We start from the raw sequence: 26,218 nt of genomic DNA on the forward strand, positions 1-26,218 counted from the left end.
GCCTTATGAAAACATTATTGGAATTCGAAAAGCCTATCGCAGAATTAGAGGATAAATTGATTGAGATGCGAAAGCTTGCTTTAGAGAATAATGTCGATGTGACAGCTACAGTTGCATCCTTGACTGATAAGATAGTAGAATTGAAAAAGGAAACATTTTCGAATTTGACTCGTTGGCAGCGTGTTCAGTTATCCCGTCATCCGGACCGTCCTTATACATTTGATTACATTGAGCATCTCTGTGAAAAATTTATTGAGATTCACGGCGATCGAAATGTGGGTGACGATAAAGCTATGGTGGGTGGTTTTGGAACAATTGATGGAGAAATGACTGTCATGTTTATTGGTCAGCAAAAAGGTCGCAATACGAAAGAGCGCCAATACCGTAATTTTGGTATGCCTAATCCTGAAGGATACCGCAAAGCGCTTCGCTTAATGAAGATGGCGGAGAAGTTTAATAAACCTATTGTTTGTTTGATTGACACACCTGGGGCATTCCCTGGATTAGAGGCGGAAGAAAGAGGTCAAGGAGAAGCGATCGCTCGCAACATTCGTGATATGTTTATGCTCAAGGTTCCTGTGATCTGTGTTATCATTGGGGAAGGGGCATCTGGTGGTGCTTTAGGCATAGCGGTAGGTGATCGAGTTTTAATGATGGAAAATACCTGGTATTCCGTAATTTCTCCCGAATCTTGTTCCTCTATCTTATGGAGAAGCTGGAATTACAAAGAACAAGCGGCAGAAGCCTTGAAATTAACAGCTAATGATATGTTAGCTAATAAGTTGATCGATGGTATTATTCCTGAGCCTTTGGGCGGAGCGCACCTTCATCCTGAAGAGGCAGCTGCAACATTAAAGGCGGTAATTAAAAAGGAATTAGCTATACTTTCAGCATTGGATCCTGCTACGCGTATTGCACAGCGGATTGATAAGTTCGGAGCTATGGGTGAGGTTATTGAATAATATGGCAGTTCCTAAAGCGATTATCTTTGATTTAGGGAATGTCTTATTGCCTATTGATTTAGATAAGACCTACTCCGCCTTTTCAGCTTATTCTAGCTATAACAAAGAGGATATTTGTTCCATTATCAACGATAATCAACTCTGGGTTCCCTATGAGTCAGGTAAACAATCAGATAGTGAGTTTAGAGAATTTCTGCGTTTTCGTCTTGATTTAACTATTTCAGATCTTGAATTTGATGAAGCTTTCTCTGCATTACTATTGAAATTTCATGAAGGTGTGTATGAATGGATTGCATCCTTGCAATCTCGGTATCACCTTATTTTATTGAGTAATACAAGTTCAATTCATGCAGAGCGTTTTACTAAAGTTTCCTTAGGGCCTTTGGGCCAAAATTTGTTCAGTTTATTTAACCAAGTCTATTATTCATTTGAAATGGGTTTGGTCAAACCTGATCCAGCAATTTATCATCGAGTTTTAACAGAACAGGGTTTTTCGCCTTCACAAGTATTGTTTTTTGATGATAATCTCGCTAATATTAATTCAGCTAAATCAATTGGAATCGATTCCTATTTAATTGACCCCAATCGTACTTTTATACAAATACAAGAAATTTTAGATACCTATGTTAGTTAGTAGTCCCATTTTTGATGTATTATTTAAGCTAGCAGGCTGGAAATTAGTAGGAGAGGTTCCTAGAGATTTAAAGAAAGCATTGGTTATTGTTTGTCCTCATGCCACTTGGAAGGATTTTATTGTGGGATTAGGGGCTCGTTCTTTAATGCGAATGCCTATTTTATTTTGGGGAAAGAGGGAATTGTTTGATGGCCCTTTTGGAGGAATATTCACTTGGTTAGGTGGGTATCCAGTGAATAGAGGTACTAAATCTAATTTAGTGGATGCCATAGTTGATATTTATAATTCCAAGGAATCGTTTTATGCCGTTTTAGCACCAGAGGGGACACGCAAAGATGTTCAAGAATTAAAAACGGGTTTCTATTATATCGCTGATGGAGCGAAGGTACCCTTGATTATGATTGGTTTTGACTTTGTGAATAAAGAGATTAAAATACGTGATCCTTATTATACAACAGGTGATTTCAATAAAGATAAACTAGATATCGCTCGCTATTTTCAAACGATTCCTGGCGTTCAAAAATCTTGGATCAAAAATTACTTAACAGAAGCAGCTGAATAGATTAATTGAGCAGTTTTTTGAGAGGCACCTGCATTTCCTACTAAATCTTGTAGACTCTTATAATCTTCCTTTTGCTGTTGATATTTCTTTCCTTTCGTCAGTAGTTCCTTTATCCATGCTGTCATGTGATCAACTGAGAATTTAGCCTGAATTAATTCAGGTACAGCTAATTTATCTAATATGATGTTGACTAGCGAGATATATTTTATTTGAATGACTATTTTCGCCAAAGAATAAAAGACCCAATCCGTCTTATAAACCACTATTTGAGGTGTATTTAATAAGGCGGTTTCTAAAGTGGCCGTTCCTGAGGTAACGATTGCCAGTTCAGCTTGTTGAACGACATCATAGGTTTGGTCAAATAAGACAGGTATCGAAGTTTGATACAGTTCTTTCCAATCTGAAATACCAGCGATAACAAAGGTAATTTCAGGATTCACTTTCGCTAGTTGTTCAAATAGGGGTAAGGCGGTTTTAATTTCCTGTTTGCGACTTCCAGCTAATAAGGCAATGTAGGATTTACCTTTAAATGCAAAGGACTCATTTGGTTCAAATGCCTGAATGGCATCTTGAAGAGGGTTTCCTACATATTCAGTGTGAATGCCAGCCTCTCTAAACAGTTTTAATTCAAACGGGAATATCACATAAAGATGATCAATCCATTTCTTTAATTCGCCTACTCTACCTTTATTCCAGGCCCAAACTTTAGGAGCAATATAGAAATGTGTTTGGAATCCTTTTTTCTTAGCAATCTTAGCTGCCTTTAAATTAAATCCGCCGTAATCGATAAAAATGATAGCATCTGGTTGAAATGAGTCAATCTGTAGAGCAAAGGTCTTGAACAGCCCCTTTAAGCGCTGTAGATTTTGAATGACTCCCAGTATTCCCATAATCGCTAATTGATTATGGTGTATAAGAATATCCGCACCTTGAGCTTTCATTGAATCTCCACCCCAGGCCTGAATATGGGCTTCATTATCCAATTTTTTAATTTCTTGGATAAGATTAGACCCGTGAAGATCTCCTGATTTTTCTCCTGCAAGGATGAAGTATTTCATTTTTATTCTCCGAAGTATTCAACGGAGTTTTTATTTGTCTCAATTAAATGAATCTTATGTAATGTCGCAGAAGTAGAAGTAGCTTTAATTTTAGGAGCAAGTATCTTCCAAAATTCCATTACAAGTATTTCACAACTCGCTAGTTTTCCTAACATAAAATCTACGTCTAAATTAAGGTTTTTATGATCGACTTTGTCAATAATTTCAGCCTTAATCAAATCACCTAATTGCTTTAAATCATAAACAAATCCCGTTTCTGGATCTGGTAAGCCTTTTACTGTAACTATTAATTCAAAGTTATGTCCATGCCAATTATAATTAGCACAAGGTCCAAATATGGCTTGATTTTTTTCTTCTGTCCAGGCTGGATTGAATAAGCGATGTGCTGCGTTGAAATGTTCCTTACGGATAACGTATACCATTGTTTTCAGTTTTTGTGGAGGGACTCTGGGAAAACAATAGCAGAGTTCCAATAATTCTACAAAGTTAATAAACGTTCCGGGAATCTGTGTAAATTTGTTTTTTTAATCCCTTTGAAATGATCATAGTAACTGGTGCCGCAGGCTTTATTGGTAGTTGTTTGATTCAAAAGTTAAATGAATTGAAATTTCGTTATGTCATAGCGGTAGATGATTTCTCTTCTGAAGAAAAGAATCTGAATTTAGAAGGGAAGTCTATTATGACTCGCGTAGATCGGCAAGACTTGTTTGCCTGGTTAGAGAAAAATAATCGAGAGGTAGAATTCTTTTTTCATATTGGAGCCAGAACGGATACGACGGAGTTTGATACAAAAATCTTTGATGAGCTTAATGTAGCATATTCCAAGAAAGTTTGGGAGGCATGTGTGGCGTATCAGATTCCTTTAGTGTATGCGAGCTCAGCTGCAACTTATGGCTTAGGTGAAATTGGTTATGAGGATAATGAGAATACAATTTCTTCTTTAAAACCTTTGAATCCCTACGGGGATTCGAAAAATAACTTTGATATATGGGCCTTACAGCAAGATAAAAAACCATTTTTCTTTGCTGGATTAAAGTTTTTCAACGTCTATGGTCCTAATGAATACCACAAAGGACGTATGGCCTCCGTTATTTGGCATGCCTATCGTCAAATTCAATCAAACGGAGCACTTAAATTATTCAAATCTCACCGCGATGACTTTAAAGATGGGGAACAAATGCGTGATTTTATTTACGTAAAAGACTTAATCGATGTATGTGTGTTCTTAATGGAACATCGCAAAAATTCAGGTATTTATAATTTAGGGACAGGCAAGGCGCGTTCTTTTAATGATTTAGGCAAGGCAACCTTTACGGCTTTGGGATTAGAACCTAAAATTAACTACATCGATACACCGGAAGATATACGGGATAAATACCAATATTTTACGGAGGCAACTATGGATAAGTTACGTTCAATCGGTTATACGAATGATTTTACGAGTCTAGAAGACGGAGTGAAAGATTATGTACAAAACTACTTAGTTAAGCAGCTGTATTATTAAGCATCTTTTTTAAGCCCTCCTCTGCAAAACCTTTTCCATAGGCGAATAATTGTATGTTCGCGGCAAATATGGAAAGAAAGGCAATTCCAATACTTTTTGTGTTGAATAAAGCAGCTATAAAAATCAGCACACTATAAGCGATAATTCCGGATAAAAGGAATAAGCCATATATTGGCATGGCTAATAACGTTATTCCAGTAAGGACGTAATAGCTGAAAAATAAGAATGGGAAGAAATGAACAGCTTTTAATTCTTTGGGGAAGAAACGGCTGATGTTGATGCGTGCTCTTCCAAAGAAATGTAATTGCTTGTAGAATTGTCTGAAGTCAGTTCTACGCTTGTGGTAGATGAAGGCTTTTGGGATTAAGCCAGACTTGAAGCCTAAGGATATACAGCGAATACTAAATTCAATGTCTTCGCCCATACGAGTAATTTTAAATCCTCCAGTGGCTTCGTAAACTTTTCGGGAGATTCCCATATTAAAACTTCGTGGGTGAAATTGTCCACCGATGTTTTTTTCTTTACCTCTGATTCCGCCCGTTGTGAAGAAAGAGGTCATGGAATAGCTAATGGCTTTTTGGATGGGAGTAAAGCTGGGATGATCTTTATCTGGCCCTCCAAAAAGGTCTAAACCTTCCGCTTTCACCGCTTTATCCACCTCCGTTAAATAAGACGGTTCTAACAGCGCATCTGAATCGAGGATGATGAAATAATTACCTTTTGCACGTTCAAATGCATAGTTTCTTGCGAAACCCTGGCCGCCGTTTTCTTTTACATAATAGGCTAACGAAAAACCATCTTTGTATTTATCAATGATGGCTGAAGCATCTTCTGTTGATCCATCCTCTATGACTACTACCTCAAAATCTCTGAATTCCTGCGTTTGAATGCAAGCTAATAACTCATCCAACTCTTGTGGTCGGTTATAGACAGGGATTATCAGGCTGTAGGCCGGCGTTTTCATATTATATGGAACGAAGCGTTGCTTTGCTAGCAGATATGATTTGATCGTATTCTGAATCGCCTAAAGCGGCAGATAAGAACCATGATTCGTATTGAGATGGAGGTAAGTAAATTCCTTTATCCAACATACCTTTAAAATATTTTCCAAATAAGGCAGTATCTGATGTTTTTGCGTCATTAAAATTGTTGACTGCTTTGTCCGTGAAGAACAAGGTAAACATGGAACCGATTTGGTTGATGGTATAGTTGAGACCTAATTCTTTTAAATCGCTGGTTAAAGCATTTTTAAGCGCTAATCCACGTTGTGCTAAAGTAGAATATACTTCCGGATTCTCAGTGATTAAGTTTAGCATGGCTAAACCTGCTGTAGTCGCCAATGGATTTCCGGATAAAGTACCTGCTTGATAAACAGGTCCTGCCGGTGCAATCATATTCATGATTTCAGCCTTTCCACCATAAGCACCCACTGGAAGTCCTCCACCAATAATTTTGCCCAATGTAGTAAGGTCTGGTTGAATGCCAGCTATTCCTTGGTATCCAGCTGCTGATAGACGGAATCCCGTCATCACCTCGTCGAAAATGAGAAGAGCACCGTATTGTTTGCACAATTTTTGAACGGAGGCTAAATACCCTTCTTTGGGAATCACTAAGCCCATATTTCCGACCACAGGCTCGAGTATGATGGCAGCCACCTCGGTAGGATTTGCTTTAAATAGATTTTCTAAGCTTTCTAGGTCATTATAAACAGCCGTCAATGTATCTCTTGCAGTCGATACCGTAACACCAGGGCTATCAGGTGTACCTAAAGTGGCTACACCAGAACCAGCTGCAATAAGGAAAGAATCCCCATGACCGTGATAGCAGCCTTCCATTTTAATGATCTTGTCTCGCTTTGTATAGGCTCTAGCAAGGCGAATAGCAGCCATCGTAGCTTCTGTTCCAGAATTCACTAAACGAACCTTTTCTACAGATGGAATCATCGAAATGATTTTCTCCGCGATTAATACTTCATTATAGGTAGGTGCACCGAAGGAAAAGCCATTACTTAATGCTCCACGTACAGCTTCTTCAATTACAGGATGTGCTTGCCCAAATAACATAGGACCCCAAGAACCAATTAAATCAATATAGGAATTGCCATCAACATCATGCAAATAGGCTCCTTTAGCCGACTTAATAAATACAGGGTTTCCTCCCACTGATTTGAAGGCGCGAACAGGAGAGTTAACTCCACCTGGAATTAATTCTTGAGCTCTTTCAAAATAGGCTGCACTTAAAGTAGACATCTTATTTCTTCTTAGGATTTTTAGTAGCTGTTTTTTGCTGCTCTTCCATCGTTTTCAATTGAGTTTGAAGGTATTGAGAGAACTTAGATTTTTTAGGACCACCACCAGCAGCAATTTTCTTGCGATTCTCGTCTAACAAAGATTTTATCTTATCCTCATCTACAAATTTGCGAATCGCTAATTGCTGACCGATTGTTACTAAGTTAGATACGAAATAGTAGAAACTTAAACCAGCAGGAAAGGAGTTCATAACGAACATAAAAATGACTGGCGTTATATAGGCCATCATTTTCATGTTAATAGGTTGTCCTGGCTGATCTGGTGTGATTTGGTTGTTGTAATAACCGTATGCTAATTGAGAAACGGTCATTAATAAACAGTATAAACTGACATGTGATCCATAAAATGGAATGTTGAAAGGTAGGTTAATGAAAGAATCATAGGTGGACAAATCGTTGGCCCACAAGAATGACTCTTGGCGCAGATTGATCAAGTTAGGGAACAACATGAATACCGCCATCAAGACCGGCATCGTCGCTAATACAGGTATACAACCGCTTAATGGATTAACACCAACTTCGCCATATAACTTCATGGTTTCTTGTTGAACCCGAGCAGCATCATCTCCAATCTTCTCTTTAATTGCCGCTACTTCAGGCGCTAAAATACGCGTCTTAGCCATTGAAACGTATGATTTGTAGGTCAGTGGTAATAAGGCTGTTTTAATAATTAATACTAAAACGATGATTAGTAGGCCGTAATTAGTAAACAAACTTTCCAAGAATCCGAATAAGGGAACAAAGATGTATTTCGTGATGGGCAATAGGAAATCATAGCTCAACTTAACATTCTTGCTAAACTCGGGAGCTTCTACCTTCTTTACAATTTCATAATCATTGGGGCCAAAATAAAATTGAAAGGATGATTTTCCAGCTGATAAATCTTGGGCAGATGCAATGATTTGCGCATCTAAGGTTTTGATATTGACTGAATCTTCTAAATTAGGCGTAGCAGTTAAAGCTGCTGATTTAAACATAAAGCCCTGAGGAATTAAACCTGATAGGAAATACTTCTTTTTAAAGCTAATCCATTTAGTGCTTTGGTCTAAATTTTCATTTGACACCGAGCTTGGATTCTCAGATAGGTAATCAAACTCCTCATCTTCCGTTAATAAATAATTAATGGTTGCCTTACGCTCTTCTGTAATATCCTTTTCTGTTTGATGTACCTGTTCTTTCCAATGGATAAAATAGTCTCCACCTGTTAAAGCCACTGATTTAGCATCCAATTGGTAATCTAAGAGAAAGCCAGTTTCAGGTAAGAGATAGCTAGAAGAAATGACTTGGCCATTCGCTAGAGCTCCCGTAAAGCTTACCTTGTTACCCGATTGAACCCCAGCAAAATCCAAATTAGCGACCTTTACTTTTCCCGCTGAGGTGGGCAATTCTATACTAAATTCATCTTTAGATGAGTTGTACAAAAACAAACCGTCTGATTTACCGGCATTGAAGTTTGCATAACTCTTGTAGTTCTTTAATTGAACTGAGACAAGTTTCGCGCCTTTAGAAGACACCTTAACAATGATGTCTTTATTTTCTAGCGTAAAAATTTGTTCTTTTTTTGCTGAAGAATCGATCGCTACTACCTTAGCCGAATCTTTAGGCGCTACAGATACTGCTTTTTGAGTTACCGCTTTCGGTGTTTCTGCAGGGATTTCTTTAGGGGCAAAGAAATATTGGTAGCCTAAAAGCATACCCATAATTAATACTATACCCGTGATGGAATTTCTATCCATGATTTCTTATTTAGAATTTTTAATAAATGGCACCGCGTGTTGATGCGCCGCCTTTACAAATTGTACAAATAGGGGAGACGGACTTTCAACCGTCGATTTATATTCTGGGTGAAATTGAACACCCACAAAGAAGGGATGGTTTTCAATTTCCACGATTTCAACCAAATTCGAATCAGGATTTATACCAGAAGTAATTAAACCTGCCTTATGAAATTGATCTAAGTAATCATTGTTGAATTCGTAACGATGTCTATGACGCTCTTGAATCAATGATTTACCATATATTTTAAAGGCCAAAGTTCCTTTTTCAATCTTACATGGATAAGCGCCTAAACGCATCGTTCCTCCTTTTTCCGAAATGTCTTTTTGCTCCAGCATTAAATTAATCACTGGATCCTGACTATCTGGATTCATTTCAAAGGAATGTGCCTCAGTCAATCCCATCACATTACGCGCAAATTCAATGACCGCACATTGCATACCTAGACAAATACCTAGGAAAGGAATTTTATGCTCACGCGCATATTTAACTGCATTAATTTTCCCTGCAATCCCTCTTTCTCCAAAACCTGGAGCTACCAAGATTCCGTCTAAACCTGCTAGCGTTTCAGCTACATTTTCGGCATCCATGGTCTCTGATGAGATCCACTGAAGATTAACTTTAATATCATTAGAAGCTCCAGCATGAATAAATGCTTCAGCAATAGACTTATAGGAATCTTTTAATTCTACGTATTTACCGATTAAGCCGATATTGATTTCGAATTTCAGGTTTTGCAGTTTGGAAAGAAAATTAGTCCAGTTCTTTAAATTAGATTTCTTGTCATTATAGATATCTAACTTGTATAAAACGCGGCTATCTAAACGCTCCTCCTTCATCAATAATGGAACTTCGTAGATAGTAGACGCATCTCTTGCCTCAATTACATCCGCCTCAGATACATTACAGAATAAACCAATCTTCTTCTTCATTTCCTGAGGAATTGGATGTTCTGTACGGCAAACGAGGATATCTGGTTGAATTCCTGATTCTGATAATTGTTTAACGCTATGTTGCGTCGGTTTTGTTTTTAATTCCCCAGCAGAAGCTAAATAAGGAATTAACGTCAAGTGAATAAATAAGGTGTTTTTCTCTCCTAAATCCCATTTCAATTGACGTGCTGCCTCGATAAAGGGTAGTGATTCAATATCACCTACACAACCACCAATTTCTGTAATGACGATATCAAATTTCCCAGATTCGCCCAATAGCATGATGTTGCGTTTGATTTCATCTGTAATATGAGGTACCACTTGAACCGTTTTACCTAAGTAATCTCCACGTCGTTCTTTAGTAATGACATTATGGTAAATACGACCTGTGGTAATGTTATTTGCTTGACTAGTGGGCGTATTTAAAAAACGCTCATAATGCCCTAAATCTAAATCCGTTTCTGCTCCATCATTCGTCACATAGCATTCGCCATGTTCATATGGATTCAGGGTTCCTGGATCGATGTTGATATAAGGGTCAAACTTTTGGATTGTACAAGTGAGACCACGCGCTTGTAAAAGCTTGGCTAATGACGAGGCTATGATGCCTTTTCCTAACGAGCTTGTTACACCACCCGTAACAAAAATGAACTTGGATTTCTTGGGATTCCCTTTACCAGACATTGATAGAATTGTTGATTTGGTTACGGGAAACAAAGATAGTGAAATAAAAGCATACCGAATTAATCCTATTTTTATTTTATCTTGCAATACATATAGAATTTAGATGAAACCTCAACAAATTACTCTCTTTTCAGCCTCAGCGGGATCAGGTAAAACGTATACCTTGACCATTGAGTATATCAAGATGGCGCTCTGTGAGGTGGAAACTAAGGGTTATTTTCGTCGAATTTTAGCTGTGACTTTTACTATAAAAGCAGCTGAAGAAATGCGCCAAAGAATTTTGCATTTTTTATCAGGAATGGCAGATTATCCTTCCTTTTCACAAACTTCTATTTCTGAAGAAGAGAAAGTTCTAGCTGTTTTAGAGAAAGTTCAATCAGAACTTGCTGAGGAAGGGATAATTCTCACTAAAGATATATTAGCTTCTCGAGCCGCAACTACTTTGCAACAAATCCTTCAGGATTATGGCTTATTCTCCGTAATGACCATAGATTCTTTTATTCAAAGATTAAGCGCCTCTTTTGTAGATGAGTTAAATCTGCCTAGTCAGTATGAAGTTTTATTAGATTCGAATGGTTTGGTACATGAATTAATTAATCGCCTATTAGATCAAGTTAATAATACCGGTGATGGAGAGTTGAGTGAATTAATTCTATCTTTTGCAAATCAGGAAGTGGCTGAGGGGCGTAATTGGAATCGCATGCGAGATAGTTTGCACGGATTTTTTAAGATTTCTTTAGAAGAAAAGTTTTTACCAATTGAATCGCATATAGCTCATTTTCAGGTCAGTGATTTTCTCCGTTTAGAGGATAAATTACGTGGATTACTTCAACAGATGTTGCAAGAAGTTAAAACGCTGGCTGATTCTTTTATTCAAATAGTAGATTCGCTCGGTTTACCGGATGCTTTCTATTATTATGGTGCTGCGGGGCCTGTGGGTAATATTCGTTCCTTTTTACGTAATCCGGAAATTGCAGATAAAGCCTATTCGAATTTTAGAAAAGCGATTGATGGAAATACGTGGACATCGGCTAAAGCCATTGGAGTTGATAAAGCTACAATTGAGCAGCATGCAGCTGAATTAGGTGAATTAGGTAGTCAATTTATTGAATTACAAACGCTTTATTTAAAACGCTACAGATTCTTGCATTGGGTGTTGAAGGATTTAAAGAAGCTAGCCTTGTTGAATCTAATTCAGCGTGAAATGCGCGCTTATCAGCAAGAAAATTCAGCTATTCCTATATCAGAATTCTCTAAACGGGTGTATGAGGTGATTTCACAGGATCCAATTCCTTTTATATATGAGAAGTTGGGTGATCGCTATTTCCACATATTCATCGACGAGTTTCAGGATACCTCCATTTTGCAATGGAAAAACTTTATGCCATTGGTCGAAAATGCGACTTCAGTAGGTAAGCAAAGTTTGTTAGTGGGCGATGCAAAACAATCGATCTATAAGTTTAGGGGTGGGGAAGTTAGTTTGATTGCTTCTTTGGCCACCCAGGACCCCTCTTTAGTTGCAGATCATTTTACAGAAGAATCATTAGATGAACAGCGCTTTGATTATTTGCTACATCAAATAGGACCTAAGGCTCTAAATGATAATTACCGAAGTGCCATCGAAGTGGTAGAATTTAATAACCAATTTTACGGCTCTTTAGTTGAGAATGAATCTTTGCTTCAGTTATGTCCTTTAATTAAACCACTCTACGGCCAAAATTTAACACAAAATCCGAAGGTAGCTCCTTCGCAGTCTAATGGTAAGGTGGATTTACTAGTCTATCATAAGTCTAAAGAGACCTTTGGTTTTACGGAACCTGAAAATGAGTTTATGTTTGAGCAGGTGATGAATCTGATTCGGCATAATCGGAGTATTGGATTTAGGTACCAAGATTTGGCTATTCTTACACGGAAGAATAAACATTCACGTTATTTGGCTTTACGATTGAAAGAAGAAGGAATTCCTGTCATTTCGTCGGATTCTTTATTAGTGCATTATTCCCCTGTTGTTGGATTTATTTTGTCCTATTTAGCTTTGTCTGAGCATCCAAAAGAATCTCTTCACTTATATGAATTGATTTATCAGTATGCAGAAATAAAGGGCCAGGTTGTTTCTGCCACAGATTTAGTCTTTGTCGAGTCATTAGCAGGTGATGCTTTTGAAAAGGCATTACTTTATTTTCAAACTAAGCATATTCAGGTTCCTGTTTTTTCTGATTTATTGCGTTGGGTGTATGATCTTGTTTCTGCTTTTGATTTATTGAATGATGTTAGTGGCCAAGAATATCTTTGGAAGTTCCTAGACGTATTAAATGAATATGTGCTTTTGAAGGATAAATTAGTTGCAGGTTTTTTGCAGCATTTTAACCAAAACCGAAACTCCTATTGTATTTCTAGTTCGAATCAAGAAGATGCGGTTACTATTTCAAGTATTCATAAGTCCAAAGGCTTAGAATATCCGGTGGTGATTCTTCCATTCGTTCATTGGACTTTTCAGGCGGATTCAGAAAAGATTTGGTACGAAATGGGTGAGGAGGAATCGGCTGATTTGCAATTGAGTGAAACTTCACATTTGAAACATATTTACGGCCGGGTTAATTCATCAGAAATAATTTCTTTCCCTGGTTTAGCTCAGCAAACCCAAAAAGAGAAAGAAGCCATCTTCCTGGATGCACTCAATATGCTGTATGTGGCCACCACGCGCCCTAAGCAATCCTTGCACCTATTATTAAGCGTTCCAGATCCTGATTTACATTCCAAGACGATTTCTACGTATACTAATTCCGTCGGTCGCCTTGTGTATGATTATGCGCAAGAAAAGTCAGAGTCAGCTGAAATACCAGCCTATTTACAAACCACAACAGCTTGGAATACCTCTTATTTTGCCTTTTCCAATACATCTGTTATTCCATCTTTAGAGCATGCTGACCTACCTGATTTGGAGAAAAATGTACAAATTTCGTTAAAAAACGAGGTGACACCAGTAACCCTTCGCGTGAATTCAGCTAAAGCAGATTTGTATACCTCGGCGTCTCAAAAGCGGGAAATTGGGAATCAATTACACGATATATTGGCTCAATTGCCTGATATAGATGCTTGGCCTTCTATAAAGGCGAAATCTAAACTTGATTTAACTATTTTAGAAACACTTTTTGAATCTGATAAGGTTCGCTCATTTTTTGCAAAGGATGTATTAGCATTTAAAGAAGTAGATTTATTATGTCCTGATGGAAAGATTATTCGTCCTGACCGGGTGAATAAAATAGGGGAGGCTTTGCAGGTGATTGATTTTAAAACGGGTAAACAAAAGCCAGAACATAATGATCAAATCAATCGCTACAAACAGGCCTTAATTGACATGGGGTACCAGGTGACAAAAGGTGTTTTAATTTATTTAGAAATTGGAGAATTGATCGATGTATAAACGTTTACTCATTTTTAGCCTATTGATCGTCTTATTAGACTCATGCTCTTTTGTTAAACGGATATTCCATCGCTCAGGATCATCGTATTATAGTACTTCTGAAATCAAGAATATCATCAAGGAAGCCAAGAGATTCAAAGGTGTGCCGTATCGAACAGGAGGGATGGATAAAAGGGGTATGGATTGTTCAGGTCTTCTTTTTAAGTCCTATGCCTTGAATGATTTTTCGATTCCAAGGGTGTCTTCAGATCAAGTTAAATTTGGAGAGGAAATTAGATTAAAAGATGTACAATTAGGGGATTGGGTGTTTTTTGCAACTGGAAAAGTAGGTCTCATAAATCACGTAGGTTTAGTGACTAAAGATCGTCCCGCCATTAGTTTTATTCATGCTAGTACTACGTATGGCGTTCGAGAGGATTTATTGTACCAAAAATTTTGGCTTGATCGTATCGTCAAAATAATACGTCCATTTAAAAATTAATATGGTTTTTAGGCATTGATGTACTATTTTTGCAATTCTTTTTAAAATGCTATGTCTAAAAAAATTGTAATTATTGGTGCTGGTGGAGTAGGGAATGTAGTCGTTAAAAAATGTGCGATGAATCCTGCATCCTTTTCAGAAATCGTTTTAGCTTCTCGTACTTTATCGAAATGTGATGCCATTGCCGCTGAATGTGCTGCGATTGGATTACCTACTAAAGTAAAAACACGTCAGGTAGACGCTGATAATGTGCCTGAATTAGTGGCTTTGTTCAAGGAAGAAAAGCCATTTTTAGTCATTAATGTAGCTTTACCTTACCAAGATTTAACGATTATGGATGCGTGCTTAGAGGCAGGTGTTCATTATTTAGATACGGCCAATTACGAGCCTAAAGATGTAGCGAAATTCGAGTACTCATGGCAATGGGCTTACCAAGACAAGTTTAAGAAAGCAGGTTTAATGGCCTTATTAGGCTGTGGATTTGATCCGGGTGTGACGGGTGTTTATACGGCATATGCTAATAAACATTATTTCGATGAGATGCATTACCTAGATATCATCGATTGTAACGCAGGAGATCACGGAAAAGCCTTTGCCACTAATTTTAATCCGGAAATTAATATCCGCGAGATTACGCAGAAAGGTAAATACTGGGAGAATGGTGAATGGATTGAGATCGAACCGATGTCGATTCACAAGCCTATCGATTATCCAAATATTGGACCCAAAGAATCTTATGTGCTTTACCATGAAGAATTAGAGTCTTTAACAAAGAATTTCCCTACCTTGAAGCGTGCACGTTTCTGGATGACCTTTGGTCAAGCGTATTTGACACACTTAGAAGTGTTGCAAAATGTGGGTATGACTTCGATTGCACCGATTAAGTTCAATGGAATGGATATCGTTCCTTTGGAATTCTTAAAGGCAGTTCTTCCGGAGCCAGGAACCTTAGGTGAGAATTATTCAGGCCAAACTTCTATCGGTTGTCAAATCAAAGGAATTAAAGATGGAAAGGATGCTACGTACTATGTTTGGAACAACTGTCATCATGCAGATTGCTATAAAGAGGTTCAAGCGCAAGGGGTTAGTTATACTACCGGAGTACCTGCCATGATTGGTGCATCTCTAATGATTGATGGTTCTTGGTTTGCTCCAGGTGTATTTAATGTGGAAGAATTCAACCCAGATCCATTCATGGAATTGTTGAACATCCACGGTCTACCTTGGGATGAGCAACATAACATCACTTTACCTCACGAATATTAGAATGTCGTACTATCCTTCGATTCCATCTCCTTGTTATGTATTGGAGGAAAATTTATTGAAAGCTAACTTAGAACTCCTGAAGCGAGTTCAACAAGAGGCTGGCATTGAAATTATTTGTGCATTAAAAGGTTTCTCCTTTTACCATGAATTTCCATTAGTTAGGCAGTATTTAGCGGGTGCCACTGCCAGTTCCTTACACGAAGCGCGTTTAGCTTTTGAAGAAATGGGAGTGAGGCCTCATGTTTATTCTCCTGCCTATCTAGAAGCTGAATGGGAAGAACTTTCATCCTATGCCGGTCATATTACATTTAACTCGCTGAATCAATACCACCAATATAAAGATCGGGCTCATGCTGCCGGTATTTCATGCGGATTGCGTATCAATCCAGAATATGCTGAAGTGGAAACGGAAATGTATAATCCTTGCATCGCCGGTTCTCGTTTAGGAATTCGCCGTTCTGATTTAGGAGACTTATCTGATGGTATTGAGGGTTTGCATTCTCATACCTTATGTGAAAATGATTCCTTTGTCTTAGAACGCACTTTAGCCGTGATTGAGGAGAAGTTTGGCGATTTGTTGCCAAATTTAAAATGGTTGAATTTAGGCGGTGGTCATTTGATTACACGTGCGGATTATGACGTGGCGCATTTAATTGGATTATTAAATGGGTTTCGCCAAAAATACCCAAAGCTTCAGATTATCCTAGAACCAGGTTCTGCAGTAGGCTGGCAAACAGGTTTTTTAAAATCTACTGTTTTAGATATTGTAGAATCCGCCGGAATTACGGTTGCAATTTTAGATGTATCCTTTGCAGCACATATGCCGGATACCCTTGAAATGCCCTATAAGCCTAGAATCAGAGGTGCTAATTCGGAACCAGAAAAAGGAAAACCTACCTATCGTTTCGGAGGTATGACTTGTTTAGCTGGTGATTTCTATGGTGATTATTCGTTCGAAAATGAATTGCAAATAGGAGATGAGATTATCCTAGAAGATATGATTCACTATACGATGGTGAAGACTACAACTTTTAATGGGGTTAACTTACCTAGTATCGGTAAATTGGATACTAAGGGAGAGTTTCACTTGTATAAATCGTTCGGATACGAATCTTTTAAAGACCGTTTGTAATTGTGGAGAAGATCGGTCTCGAACCGACGACCTCTTGCATGCCATGCAAGCGCTCTAGCCAACTGAGCTACATCCCCATTTAAAAATTGACTTTAACCCCTACACCACCCTGGATATGTAGATAAAATGGATTAGGTAATAATTCTGAATACATACCAAGCTCTGCAAAGAAAGATAAATTGGGAGCGTCAATTGGAAAATATTCTAAACCAGCTATTCCAGCACCACCTAAACCTCGTTTCGTTTCTGGGAAGATAGAATTATCTAAAAATAGGTTTCGTGACACAAATTGTGGTCCAACTCCATAATAATAATGCAAATCTGCATTTAGTAGTGTGGGGCGATGCCATAAATACAAGGCATTCACCGAAAAACCAATATTTTGAAAGCTTCCATTTTGGTAAGATCGATTTGTACCCCAAAGCCCACCATAGGTTCCAAAATTAAATTCAAACGCATTTTTTCCATTCGGAAGATAGCGTTTTATCATAAATCCACCAGGCTCTCCTACTCTAAATCCAGCTGCCCAATCTTTCATCTGTGCCTTTACCGGGCTTAGGCAACCTACTAAAATGAAGATAATAAACAGACGTTTAAACATGCTAAGCCGAATAAAATTGGGTGATTAGATTAACTAATTTATCGTTTTCTTCTGATATACCAATCGTTATCCGTATAGAATCTTCACACAAGGTTACTGAACTACGGTTTCTGGTGATCAATTTAGCATCAATTAGATATTTAAATAAATCAGTTGCACGGTTAAAATGTACTAAGATAAAGTTTGCATCAGATGGGTAAATCTGTAACACCTCTGGAATTTTATGAAGAGATTCTATTAAACGAGAACGTTCAGATAAAATTAATTGAACAGATTCTTCCTTAAAAGATTTATTGCTCAGTGCTTTGTAAACGATCTCTTGAGTCGCTCCCCCAATATTATAGGGAGGCTTAATTTTATTTAACAAGCTTATAATAGTGGGATGAGCAAAGGCCATTCCTAGTCTCAAGGAAGCTAATCCATAGGCTTTGGAAAGCGTCTGCATGACAATGACTTGAGGATATTTCGCTAATTCTAATATGAAACTAGGTTCATCAGAAAAGTCAATATAGGCTTCATCAATAATGATGAAACCTGATTCAAATGATTCGATTAGCGTATAAATAGCTGAACGATTCAATTTATTCCCGGTAGGATTATTAGGCGAACAAAGGAATAATAAACGCGTATTTTTATCTATTGTCTGTAAAATACCCTCGACATCCAATTGATAATTCTTGGTTAAACTCACCTTACGCTGTTCGATGTGATTAATTGAAGCACTCACCTCATACATTCCATAGGTAGGAGGGCATAAAATAATATTGTGTACACCTGATTGACAGGTCATACGCATGATTAAATCAATGGCTTCATCAGATCCATTTCCAAGAAAAATTTGATCTGAAGAGCAAGATTTAATGTCTGCTAACTGCTCTTTTATAGCTAATTGTAAAGGATCCGGATAGCGATTCCAATTTTCAGATACTCCTGAACCTAACGGATTTTCATTTGCATCTAAAAAGACGCCCTCTTTACCTTTGAACTCATCTCTTGCTGATGAATAAGGCTTCAAGTTCCAAATATGAGGTAATATGAAGTTTTCGAAATTCATATTTAGTTGATTCTAATTTTAACAGCATTAGCATGAGCCTGAAGTGATTCAGCCTCAGCCATATCAATAATAGTTTGACCTAATTGCTCTAAACCCTGTTTAGAAATGGATTGCAAGGTGATTTTCTTTGTGAACGAGTCCAAATTTACCCCTGAATATGCTCTCGCAAATCCATTGGTTGGTAAAGTATGATTTGTTCCTGAAGCATAATCACCTGCTGATTCAGGAGTATAATGCCCTAAGAAGATTGATCCTGCGTTGCGTATATGTTGTGAAAAGCTTTCCGCATTGTCGCAAGCTAAAATCAAGTGTTCTGCGGCGTATTCGTTTAATAAGTCAATAGCCTCTGCTGAGGTATTTACTAAAATGAATTTTGAATTAGCAATAGCTTTTTCTGCTAGTTCTTTTCTAGGTAATTCAGCTAATTGGCTAGTGATTTCAGCCATAGTTTGTTCCAAAATGGCAGATGAGGTACTTATTAAAATCACCTGTGAATCTGCCCCATGTTCTGCTTGCGATAATAAATCGGAGGCAACATAAGCTGGATTAGATGTCTGATCAGCATACACAGCCACTTCAGATGGTCCTGCAGGCATATCAATTGATGTGCCTAATCGGTTTGCGTACATTTTAGCCGCTGTAACGTATTGATTTCCGGGCCCAAAGATTTTATATACCGCCGGAACGCTTTCGGTTCCTAGACTTAATGCAGCTATAGCTTGTGAACCACCTACTTTAGCCATCTTTGTTACTCCACATAATGTAGCAGCGTAGAAAATAGCAGGGTGAATAGCAGGAGTACAAAGAACCACTTCCTTACATTCAGCGATGCGAGCAGGAATGGCTAACATTAAAACGGTAGAAAATAGGGGAGCTGTTCCTCCAGGAATGTAGATTCCTACTTTATCGATGCCTGTTGATTTCTGCCAACAAACGACACCTGGATTTATTTCTATTTTATTGGGAACTAACTTTTGTGCCGCGTGAAAGGCATATATATTAGCGTAGGCATGATCGATCGCCTTTTGTAATTCTTTATCTGTTTTTGTTGCTAAATCTTCAATTTCTGCTGCCGTATACAGTATATCTGTAATTTCTCTCTTTTCGTAGGTCGCCGTCAATTCTCGCAAGGCTTGATCGCCTTTCGATTTAACTTGACTAAAAACGTCAGTAATTAAGGCATCTAATTGTCCTTGCTCTAAGGTAGGACGCTGACAAATAGTTGCATAATCTGAACGAGAAGGGTAATTGATTTGTGTAAACATGATTAAAGAATCATTTTTTCAATAGGTAAAACTAAAATTCCCTCTGCCCCTGCTTCGCGTAGATTTTCAATGATATTCCAAAAATCATTCTCCTCAATTACTGAATGCAAAGAGAACCAGCCCTTTGTCGCCAAAGGTAATACAGATGGAGATTTCATTCCTGGTAATAAAGCAGTCACTTTATCAATGTTTTGCTCTTGCACATTTAAAACCACGTATTTCGCATTTTGGCCTCTTTGAACCGAGTCAATTCTAAATAATAGTTTATCTAATATAGCTTGTTTCTCGGATGATAAGGCCGTGTTAGAGATCATCACCGCTTGACTTTGAAAAACCGTAGCTACCTCTTTTAGTCCATTACTTAGTAATGTTCCTCCAGTCGATACGATATCGCAGATCCCCTCAGCTAAACCAATACTAGGAGCAATTTCTACTGAACCAGAGATTTCGTGCATTTCTGCCTTAACACCATTCTTTAGTAGAAATTGACTTGTAAGGTTCGGATACGAGGTAGCAATGCTTTTACCCTCGAACTGTTTTAAATCAGAATAGTTCTCGCCACGAGGGATAGCTAAAGAAAGTCGGCATTTAGAAAAGCCTAATTCTTTTACTATATCCACTTTGCGTGTGTGCTCCATTAAAACATTTAAGCCTACTACGCCTAAATCGGCCACTCCATCTTCCACATACCCCGGAATATCATCGTCGCGTAGGAATAAAAATTCAATAGGGAAGTTGCTCGAAATTGAACGAAGTTTAGATCCACCAGATTCAAATTTGATTCCACACTCCTTGAATAATTTCAACGAGTCATCGCTTAGGCGTCCTGACTTCTGTACCGCTATTCTAATATTATTTGTGCTCATGGTATTTATTGATAAAAATTAAGCCCCGAGTTTATTCGAGGCTTAAACAATCATTTTTATAAAAACATTTTGATCGGATCCTCGAGGTATTGTTTCAGTGTTAACAGGAACGCAGCCCCTGTTGCACCATCTACTACGCGATGATCACATGTCAACGTTAATTTCATAATGTTGGTTGCATAGAATTGACCATTCTTTACACCTACGGTTTCTTTAATTCCACCTACCGCTAGAATACAAGACTCTGGCGAGTTGATGATCGAAGTAAATTGATCAATACCGAACATACCTAAGTTAGAAACCGTAAATGTGTTACCTTCCCAATCTTTCGGTTGTAATAATTTACCTTTCGCCTTAGCACCTAAATCTTTAGCTTCTGCAGAGATTTGTGCGATCGACTTTTCTGATGCAAAACGAATGACAGGAACTAATAAACCGTCTTCCACTGCTACAGCCATACCGATGTGTACATGTTTGTTGACACGGATACGATCTTCCATCCAGTACGAGTTTACTTTCGGGTGTTTCGCAAGGGATAGGGCAGTAGCCTTAATCACCATGTCGTTAAATGAAATCTTCACCGGGAATGTTTCATTCATGCTCACACGTGCTTCCATTGCTTTGTCCATGTTGATTTCCATCGTTAGATAGAATTCAGGAGCGCTGAATTTAGATTCTGATAAACGACGCGCGATTGTTTTGCGCATTTGGCTGTTTGGAATATCCTCGAAGCTTTCTACTCCTCCGGTGAAGTTCGCATTTGCGCCACCTGAATTAGGATTGTATTCTTCCACGTCTGCTTTAGTGATACGTCCACCATCACCCGTTCCCGTGATCCAGTTTAAGTTATATCCTTTTTCTTTTGCCAAAGCACGAGCCAAAGGACTAGCCTTCAATTCTGCACCTGGTTTAGCAGCTGTTTTTTCTTCGACTACTGGTGCCTTAGTGACCGCAGGTGCTGGTGCACTCGCAACTGGGGCAGCTGGCGCTGGTGCAGGAGTACTTGCTTTAGGAGCCGCTTCAGTATCTAAGATTAACTGGAAATTAGCACCTGGCTCACCTACAATGGCAATAATACCATCTACGATAACACCTTGACCTTCTTTAGCGCCGATATATAAAAGAGTTCCATCTTCATAGTTCTCTAATTCCATCGTTGCTTTATCTGTTTCTACTTCTGCAATGATATCTCCATTCTTAATGACATCACCTACTGTTTTTAACCATTTAGCGATGACACCCTCGATCATGGTATCACTCATCTTAGGCATACGAACTGCCACAGCCTTCACTCCACTTAAATCAATCGCAGAAGTTGCAGCTTGCGCATGCGCAACTGGTGCAGCTGCTGCGGCAACAGGTTCTTCTGCTACTGGAGCAGGTGATGTAGTGGCTGTAGTGGCTGTTGGTGCAGCTAAAAGTGCTGAATAATCTTCACCTGGTGTACCTACGATCGCAATAATTCCATCAACAGGAACTGCCTCACCTACTTTTACACCGATGTATAATAAGGTTCCGTCTTCGTAATTCTCTAATTCCATTGTTGCCTTATCTGTTTCAACTTCAGCGATAATGTCACCAGATTTAATAACGTCCCCTTCTTTTTTAAGCCAATTTGCGATCACACCTTCTAACATCGTGTCGCTCATCTTAGGCATTCTAATTACTTCAGCCATCTTATTTTGTTTGAAAGTTTAAAATTACGCTTTAAACCCTGTTTTTAAAAATTTTTGTGATAATAATTATCTATTAATCTAGTTTAAGAACTGCCATAAATGCTTCTTGAGGAATTTCTACATTACCTACTTGACGCATGCGTTTCTTCCCTTTCTTCTGCTTTTCCAATAATTTACGCTTTCGTGAGATATCACCGCCATAACACTTCGCTAGAACATCTTTACGTAACGCCTTCACCGTTTCACGTGCAATGATTTTCTGTCCAATCGCTGCTTGAATAGCTATTTCAAACTGTTGTCTTGGAATTAATTCACGTAATTTCTCACACAAACGTTTGCCCCAATCATAGGCTTTATCACGGTGAACAATGGCAGACAAAGCATCTACTTTGTCTCCGTTCAACATAATATCTAATTTAACCATGTCGCCTGGTTCGTAATCCTTGTATTCGTAATCTAATGAGGCATAACCTCGTGAAATCGTTTTTAAACGGTCAAAGAAGTCAAAAACTACCTCAGAAAGTGGCATGTCGAACGTTAATTCAACGCGATCCGTAGTTAGGTAGATTTGATTCACTAAAATACCCCGCTTATCCATACAAAGGCTCATGATCACCCCTGTATACTCGGATTTGGTAATTATTTGTGCCTTAATATAAGGCTCTTCAATAATGTTGATCAAATTCGGTTCCGGTAAGTCAGCAGGTGCGGATACCCACATTTCCTCATTCGCAGTAGTAATGACTTTGAATTTTACGGAAGGAACAGTTGTGATAACCGTCATATCGAATTCGCGTTCTAAACGCTCTTGCACAATTTCCATGTGCAACATACCTAAGAAACCACAACGGAATCCGAATCCTAAGGCAGCCGAAGTCTCTGGCTCCCACACTAAAGAGGCATCATTTAATTGAAGCTTCTCCATTGCATCGCGCAAATCTTCAAATTCCGATGTTTCTACTGGATAAATGCCTGCGAAAACCATCGGTTTTACCTCTTCGAAACCTTGAATAACAGTTACAGTTGGATTAGCTACATGCGTAATGGTATCACCTACTTTTACTTCTTTAGCCTCTTTAATACCCGAAATCAGGTAACCTACGTCACCGGTTTTGATGATTTGCTTGGGTTCTTGTTCTAATCCCAGCGTACCAATTTCATCCGCGTAGTATTCTTTACCCGTATTAATGAATTTTACTTTATCACCTTTTCTGATTTCTCCATTATACACTCGGAAAATAACCTCAATACCGCGGTAAGAGTTAAACGTGGAGTCAAATATCAAAGCCTGCAATGGCGCTTCTGGTTCACCTTTGGGTGCAGGAATACGTTCCACTACCGCATCTAAGATGTCTTGAATTCCGATACCTTCTTTACCAGAGGCATGAATGATATCTTCTTTTTTGCATCCAATCAAATCAATGATTTGGTCCGAAACCTCCTCTGGCATAGCTCCCGGTAAATCGATTTTATTTAGTACGGGGATAATCTCTAAATCGTGACTTATCGCTAAATAGAGATTAGAAATTGTCTGAGCTTCAATACCCTGAGAAGCATCCACAATTAATAAAGCTCCTTCACATGCAGCAATAGAACGGGATACCTCGTAGGAGAAATCGACGTGTCCAGGTGTATCAATTAAATTGAATGTATACAATTCCCCATCTTTAGGGTATTGCATTTGAATGGCGTGTGATTTAATGGTAATGCCGCGCTCGCGCTCTAAATCCATATCATCGAGCAATTGATTCATCATATCGCGCTTTTGAACGGTATTGGTGAACTCAATTAATCGATCGGCCAATGTACTTTTACCGTGATCAATATGGGCAATGATGCAAAAATTACGCAGGTGTTTCATATAGAATTATTTCTCCTTAGGGCTTCCCCTTAAACTAAGCTACAAATATAGCCAAAACAAGGCATTTAACCCGTTTTATTGATTCATTAAATCTTCAATTTCTTCCCAATCCAATGGAATATTCTTCATCAGATTGATATTGATTCCGTTTTGTATCACTAGGTTGTTTTCCAGACGAATTCCCAATCCCTCTTCTTGGATATAAATACCCGGTTCACAAGTAAGAACCATTCCTTCTTGAAAAGGTTTGTATTTATCCCAAACATCGTGCACATCTAAGCCTAAATGATGGGCCACTCCGTGCATAAAGTATTTTTTAAACAGAGGATTCGCGGAATTTTGTTTTTCAACGTCAGCACGAGAAAACAGACCTAGATCAATCAATTGACCTTCCATGAAGCGCTCAACCTCTTTTTGGTAATCTACCCAATACACGCCAGGCTGCATGATTTCGGTAGCATAATTTAATACAGCATGGACTGATTGATATACTTGCTTTTGACGAGGATTAAAACGACCATTTACTGGAATCGTACGTGTCATATCCGCATTGTAATTAGCATAAGAAGCTCCCACATCTAATAAAAGCATATCGCCGTCCTGGCAAGGAAGTGCATTGTCAATATAATGTAGTACGCATGCGTTTGCACCGGAAGCAATAATTGGGGTGTAAGCAAAACCTTGTGATCGATTGCGTGTGAATTCGTGAATGAATTCTGCCTCAATCTCATATTCAGTTACACCTGGTTTAGTGAAATTCAAAACGCGTCTAAAGCCTTTATCGGTAATATCACAAGCGACTTGTAGCGCTTGTAGTTCTTCGGGTTCTTTTTGCATGCGCAAATCACTCAAAATAGGAGCAAGGCGACCTATCGCGTGATTAGGATACGTATTTCTGATGCTTATACCTAAGCGAGCATTCTGCGTCTGAACCACGGAAGCATTACGTAAGTGCTCATTATCAGTTAAGTAGATATGATTTGCAGAGTAAACTAAGGTTTTTAGAAGAGATTCAAAATTAGACGACCATTGGATGTTATTAATCCCAGATATTTGCGTCGCCTCTTCTTTGGTATATTTATGTCCTTCCCAAATTTCAATCAATTCTGATGTCTCGCGAACAAAGGCGATTTCTCTCCATTGTGCTTCTGGAGCATCTGGATACAAGATCAAAAAGGTTTCCTCTTGATCTAAACCAGATAAGTAAAACAAATCACTGTTTTGTCTGAATCCCATAGTTCCATCTGCATTAGTAGGCATGATGTCATTGGAACTAACAACTACAATGGATTTTGGGGGCAATTGTGCATACAATTTGGCCCGATTCTTCTTGAATAATTCAGCTGAAAATGGAGTATATCTCATCTTATTTGCGACAAACGTAAATAATCTCTTCTAGTGGCAATGCCATTCTTTGGCTTTCTTCCAATCCCAATTTTTCAATCAGATTGACAGGTTCTACCGTAAATCCGGACTTTTCTAATTGAGTACCATAATCGCGACCATAGATACGCAAATGATCATCTTGTAAGAAATGAATTTCGCGTTCCCGTGGATCTGTGATGCTGGCATCTTCATAGGTCGTTGCCAGATCGTATCGTTGTGGACTTTGGCATAAAGCAAATCCAGTCGGCTTTAATACCCGTCTGATTTCCTGCATACAACGCACATCGTCTTTCACGTGTTCTAAAACGTGATTACAGAACACCGCATCGAATGTGTTGTCTTCGAATGGAATATCATGTAAATCCATTTTCACTTTTGCCAAAGGGCTTTCGATATCAGCTGTAATATATTGATCACCTAAATGCTTCTCAAAACGTTCGATAAAACAATATTCCGGAGCGATATGTAATAATTTAGGCTTCTCTGTAAAAAACGACGTCTCATTCTTCAGATACAAATACATCAAGCGATGACGCTCTAAGCTTAAGCAGGAGGGACAAAGGGCATTTTCCCGGGGTGTCAATCGACCGTAGGGCAGGAAATGACGAAAAGAATGGTCACAAACAGGGCAATAAACCTTATTCCCGGTTAAGAAAATACTGTATATTTTGATGAGTCTGTGGGCAAATAATTGAATGAATTTTCTCGGGATAAATCGTAAAACCCAGCTAATAATATATTTCATAGAAACAAAAAAAGGGAAGGCTTTTATGTTGAAAACCTTCC

At 38.4% G+C, this 26,218-nt stretch carries 22 protein-coding genes and 1 tRNA gene; 8 read left to right on the plus strand and 15 right to left on the minus strand.

Annotation, left to right across the window (positions count from 1 at the left end):
* Positions 1 to 5: 5 nt before the first annotated feature.
* Genes ACRZ9O_RS01375 through ACRZ9O_RS01385 form a run of 3 tightly spaced genes read left to right on the plus strand, consistent with a single transcriptional unit; the run spans position 6 to position 2,158 of the window.
* The gene (locus ACRZ9O_RS01375; protein WP_459455641.1) at positions 6 to 962 is read left to right on the plus strand and encodes an acetyl-CoA carboxylase carboxyltransferase subunit alpha; all 957 of its coding nucleotides are present in this window, start codon (positions 6 to 8) and stop codon (positions 960 to 962) included.
* 1 nt (position 963) lies between these two features.
* Positions 964 to 1,596, plus strand: a complete 633-nt coding sequence (locus ACRZ9O_RS01380) for an HAD family hydrolase (protein WP_459455643.1) — start codon at positions 964 to 966, stop codon at positions 1,594 to 1,596.
* Positions 1,586 to 2,158, plus strand: coding sequence for a 1-acyl-sn-glycerol-3-phosphate acyltransferase (locus tag ACRZ9O_RS01385; RefSeq protein ID WP_459455645.1), 573 nt, complete (start codon positions 1,586 to 1,588; stop codon positions 2,156 to 2,158). The genes ACRZ9O_RS01380 and ACRZ9O_RS01385 overlap by 11 nt, the downstream gene beginning before the upstream one ends.
* On the opposite strand, the gene lpxB is transcribed toward ACRZ9O_RS01385, so the two are convergent.
* A complete protein-coding gene (gene lpxB, locus ACRZ9O_RS01390; RefSeq protein WP_459455647.1) occupies positions 2,134 to 3,216 on the minus strand; it encodes a lipid-A-disaccharide synthase in 1,083 nt (360 codons plus the stop codon). The genes ACRZ9O_RS01385 and lpxB overlap by 25 nt on opposite strands.
* Before the next feature lie 2 nt (positions 3,217 to 3,218).
* Entirely contained in the window at positions 3,219 to 3,638 is a 420-nt protein-coding gene (locus tag ACRZ9O_RS01395; RefSeq protein WP_459455649.1) for a 6-pyruvoyl trahydropterin synthase family protein, read from the minus strand.
* Between the two features lie 116 nt (positions 3,639 to 3,754).
* Between ACRZ9O_RS01395 and rfaD the strand changes: the two genes are divergently transcribed.
* A complete protein-coding gene (gene rfaD, locus ACRZ9O_RS01400; RefSeq protein WP_459455651.1) occupies positions 3,755 to 4,720 on the plus strand; it encodes an ADP-glyceromanno-heptose 6-epimerase in 966 nt (321 codons plus the stop codon).
* On the opposite strand, the gene ACRZ9O_RS01405 is transcribed toward rfaD, so the two are convergent.
* From ACRZ9O_RS01405 to ACRZ9O_RS01420, 4 genes are read right to left on the minus strand one after another with little or no spacing between them, the layout of a single operon-like run.
* Positions 4,701 to 5,684 carry a glycosyltransferase family 2 protein gene (locus tag ACRZ9O_RS01405; RefSeq protein ID WP_459455653.1) on the minus strand — a complete coding sequence of 328 codons (984 nt, stop codon included), beginning with the start codon at positions 5,682 to 5,684 and terminating at the stop codon, positions 4,701 to 4,703. The genes rfaD and ACRZ9O_RS01405 overlap by 20 nt on opposite strands.
* Before the next feature lies 1 nt (position 5,685).
* Entirely contained in the window at positions 5,686 to 6,969 is a 1,284-nt protein-coding gene (gene hemL, locus ACRZ9O_RS01410) for a glutamate-1-semialdehyde 2,1-aminomutase (RefSeq protein WP_459455655.1), read from the minus strand.
* Position 6,970: 1 nt separating this feature from the next.
* Complete coding sequence (yidC, locus tag ACRZ9O_RS01415; protein ID WP_459455661.1) at positions 6,971 to 8,764, minus strand: membrane protein insertase YidC; 1,794 nt, start codon at positions 8,762 to 8,764, stop codon at positions 6,971 to 6,973.
* 6 nt (positions 8,765 to 8,770) lie between these two features.
* Complete coding sequence (locus ACRZ9O_RS01420; protein ID WP_459455663.1) at positions 8,771 to 10,420, minus strand: CTP synthase; 1,650 nt, start codon at positions 10,418 to 10,420, stop codon at positions 8,771 to 8,773.
* Positions 10,421 to 10,523: 103 nt separating this feature from the next.
* Between ACRZ9O_RS01420 and ACRZ9O_RS01425 the strand changes: the two genes are divergently transcribed.
* The 4 genes from ACRZ9O_RS01425 to nspC are packed head-to-tail and all read left to right on the plus strand — an operon-like array spanning position 10,524 to position 16,723.
* A complete protein-coding gene (locus ACRZ9O_RS01425) occupies positions 10,524 to 13,844 on the plus strand; it encodes a UvrD-helicase domain-containing protein (protein ID WP_459455665.1) in 3,321 nt (1,106 codons plus the stop codon).
* Positions 13,837 to 14,325 carry a C40 family peptidase gene (locus ACRZ9O_RS01430; protein ID WP_459455667.1) on the plus strand — a complete coding sequence of 163 codons (489 nt, stop codon included), beginning with the start codon at positions 13,837 to 13,839 and terminating at the stop codon, positions 14,323 to 14,325. Before ACRZ9O_RS01425 ends, ACRZ9O_RS01430 begins: the two co-directional genes overlap by 8 nt.
* Positions 14,326 to 14,376: 51 nt before the next feature.
* A complete protein-coding gene (locus ACRZ9O_RS01435; RefSeq protein ID WP_459455668.1) occupies positions 14,377 to 15,591 on the plus strand; it encodes a saccharopine dehydrogenase family protein in 1,215 nt (404 codons plus the stop codon).
* Between the two features lies 1 nt (position 15,592).
* On the plus strand, positions 15,593 to 16,723 hold the full coding sequence (nspC, locus tag ACRZ9O_RS01440) for a carboxynorspermidine decarboxylase (protein WP_459455670.1): 1,131 nt from the start codon (positions 15,593 to 15,595) through the stop codon (positions 16,721 to 16,723).
* Positions 16,724 to 16,726: 3 nt separating this feature from the next.
* Here the strand turns inward: nspC and ACRZ9O_RS01445 are convergent.
* From ACRZ9O_RS01445 to ACRZ9O_RS01485, 9 genes are all read right to left on the minus strand, one after another.
* Positions 16,727 to 16,800: transfer RNA gene (locus tag ACRZ9O_RS01445), tRNA-Ala, on the minus strand.
* A gap of 2 nt (positions 16,801 to 16,802) precedes the next feature.
* Positions 16,803 to 17,324: a hypothetical protein gene (locus tag ACRZ9O_RS01450; protein WP_459455672.1), complete on the minus strand. Its 522-nt coding sequence runs from the start codon at positions 17,322 to 17,324 to the stop codon at positions 16,803 to 16,805.
* 1 nt (position 17,325) lies between these two features.
* Entirely contained in the window at positions 17,326 to 18,378 is a 1,053-nt protein-coding gene (gene hisC, locus ACRZ9O_RS01455; protein ID WP_459455674.1) for a histidinol-phosphate transaminase, read from the minus strand.
* 2 nt (positions 18,379 to 18,380) lie between these two features.
* On the minus strand, positions 18,381 to 19,643 hold the full coding sequence (hisD, locus tag ACRZ9O_RS01460) for a histidinol dehydrogenase (protein WP_459455676.1): 1,263 nt from the start codon (positions 19,641 to 19,643) through the stop codon (positions 18,381 to 18,383).
* A gap of 2 nt (positions 19,644 to 19,645) precedes the next feature.
* A complete protein-coding gene (gene hisG, locus ACRZ9O_RS01465) occupies positions 19,646 to 20,509 on the minus strand; it encodes an ATP phosphoribosyltransferase (protein ID WP_459455678.1) in 864 nt (287 codons plus the stop codon).
* Between the two features lie 56 nt (positions 20,510 to 20,565).
* Positions 20,566 to 22,185 (minus strand): 2-oxo acid dehydrogenase subunit E2, encoded by a 1,620-nt coding sequence (locus tag ACRZ9O_RS01470; RefSeq protein ID WP_459455680.1) that lies wholly within the window; start codon positions 22,183 to 22,185, stop codon positions 20,566 to 20,568.
* A gap of 73 nt (positions 22,186 to 22,258) precedes the next feature.
* Positions 22,259 to 24,046: a translation elongation factor 4 gene (gene lepA, locus ACRZ9O_RS01475; protein ID WP_459455682.1), complete on the minus strand. Its 1,788-nt coding sequence runs from the start codon at positions 24,044 to 24,046 to the stop codon at positions 22,259 to 22,261.
* Positions 24,047 to 24,121: 75 nt separating this feature from the next.
* Complete coding sequence (locus ACRZ9O_RS01480) at positions 24,122 to 25,411, minus strand: aminopeptidase P family protein (RefSeq protein ID WP_459455683.1); 1,290 nt, start codon at positions 25,409 to 25,411, stop codon at positions 24,122 to 24,124.
* Position 25,412: 1 nt separating this feature from the next.
* Positions 25,413 to 25,955 (minus strand): class I SAM-dependent methyltransferase, encoded by a 543-nt coding sequence (locus ACRZ9O_RS01485; RefSeq protein ID WP_459455685.1) that lies wholly within the window; start codon positions 25,953 to 25,955, stop codon positions 25,413 to 25,415.
* Positions 25,956 to 26,218: the final 263 nt, after the last annotated feature.

It is taken from the genome of Aquirufa sp. HETE-40SA (assembly GCF_054558635.1).

What these genes read in the sequence shown, in the direction of transcription:
- ACRZ9O_RS01375 (WP_459455641.1), top strand. Translation starts at nt 6, where the DNA reads ATGAAAACATTATTGGAATTCGAAAAGCCTATCGCAGAATTAGAGGAT.
- ACRZ9O_RS01380 (WP_459455643.1), top strand. Translation starts at nt 964, where the DNA reads ATGGCAGTTCCTAAAGCGATTATCTTTGATTTAGGGAATGTCTTATTG.
- ACRZ9O_RS01385 (WP_459455645.1), top strand. Translation starts at nt 1,586, where the DNA reads ATGTTAGTTAGTAGTCCCATTTTTGATGTATTATTTAAGCTAGCAGGC.
- lpxB (WP_459455647.1), bottom strand. Translation starts at nt 3,216, where the DNA reads ATGAAATACTTCATCCTTGCAGGAGAAAAATCAGGAGATCTTCACGGG.
- ACRZ9O_RS01395 (WP_459455649.1), bottom strand. Translation starts at nt 3,638, where the DNA reads ATGGTATACGTTATCCGTAAGGAACATTTCAACGCAGCACATCGCTTA.
- rfaD (WP_459455651.1), top strand. Translation starts at nt 3,755, where the DNA reads ATGATCATAGTAACTGGTGCCGCAGGCTTTATTGGTAGTTGTTTGATT.
- ACRZ9O_RS01405 (WP_459455653.1), bottom strand. Translation starts at nt 5,684, where the DNA reads ATGAAAACGCCGGCCTACAGCCTGATAATCCCTGTCTATAACCGACCA.
- hemL (WP_459455655.1), bottom strand. Translation starts at nt 6,969, where the DNA reads ATGTCTACTTTAAGTGCAGCCTATTTTGAAAGAGCTCAAGAATTAATT.
- yidC (WP_459455661.1), bottom strand. Translation starts at nt 8,764, where the DNA reads ATGGATAGAAATTCCATCACGGGTATAGTATTAATTATGGGTATGCTT.
- ACRZ9O_RS01420 (WP_459455663.1), bottom strand. Translation starts at nt 10,420, where the DNA reads ATGTCTGGTAAAGGGAATCCCAAGAAATCCAAGTTCATTTTTGTTACG.
- ACRZ9O_RS01425 (WP_459455665.1), top strand. Translation starts at nt 10,524, where the DNA reads ATGAAACCTCAACAAATTACTCTCTTTTCAGCCTCAGCGGGATCAGGT.
- ACRZ9O_RS01430 (WP_459455667.1), top strand. Translation starts at nt 13,837, where the DNA reads ATGTATAAACGTTTACTCATTTTTAGCCTATTGATCGTCTTATTAGAC.
- ACRZ9O_RS01435 (WP_459455668.1), top strand. Translation starts at nt 14,377, where the DNA reads ATGTCTAAAAAAATTGTAATTATTGGTGCTGGTGGAGTAGGGAATGTA.
- nspC (WP_459455670.1), top strand. Translation starts at nt 15,593, where the DNA reads ATGTCGTACTATCCTTCGATTCCATCTCCTTGTTATGTATTGGAGGAA.
- ACRZ9O_RS01450 (WP_459455672.1), bottom strand. Translation starts at nt 17,324, where the DNA reads ATGTTTAAACGTCTGTTTATTATCTTCATTTTAGTAGGTTGCCTAAGC.
- hisC (WP_459455674.1), bottom strand. Translation starts at nt 18,378, where the DNA reads ATGAATTTCGAAAACTTCATATTACCTCATATTTGGAACTTGAAGCCT.
- hisD (WP_459455676.1), bottom strand. Translation starts at nt 19,643, where the DNA reads ATGTTTACACAAATCAATTACCCTTCTCGTTCAGATTATGCAACTATT.
- hisG (WP_459455678.1), bottom strand. Translation starts at nt 20,509, where the DNA reads ATGAGCACAAATAATATTAGAATAGCGGTACAGAAGTCAGGACGCCTA.
- ACRZ9O_RS01470 (WP_459455680.1), bottom strand. Translation starts at nt 22,185, where the DNA reads ATGGCTGAAGTAATTAGAATGCCTAAGATGAGCGACACGATGTTAGAA.
- lepA (WP_459455682.1), bottom strand. Translation starts at nt 24,046, where the DNA reads ATGAAACACCTGCGTAATTTTTGCATCATTGCCCATATTGATCACGGT.
- ACRZ9O_RS01480 (WP_459455683.1), bottom strand. Translation starts at nt 25,411, where the DNA reads ATGAGATATACTCCATTTTCAGCTGAATTATTCAAGAAGAATCGGGCC.
- ACRZ9O_RS01485 (WP_459455685.1), bottom strand. Translation starts at nt 25,955, where the DNA reads ATGTATTTGTATCTGAAGAATGAGACGTCGTTTTTTACAGAGAAGCCT.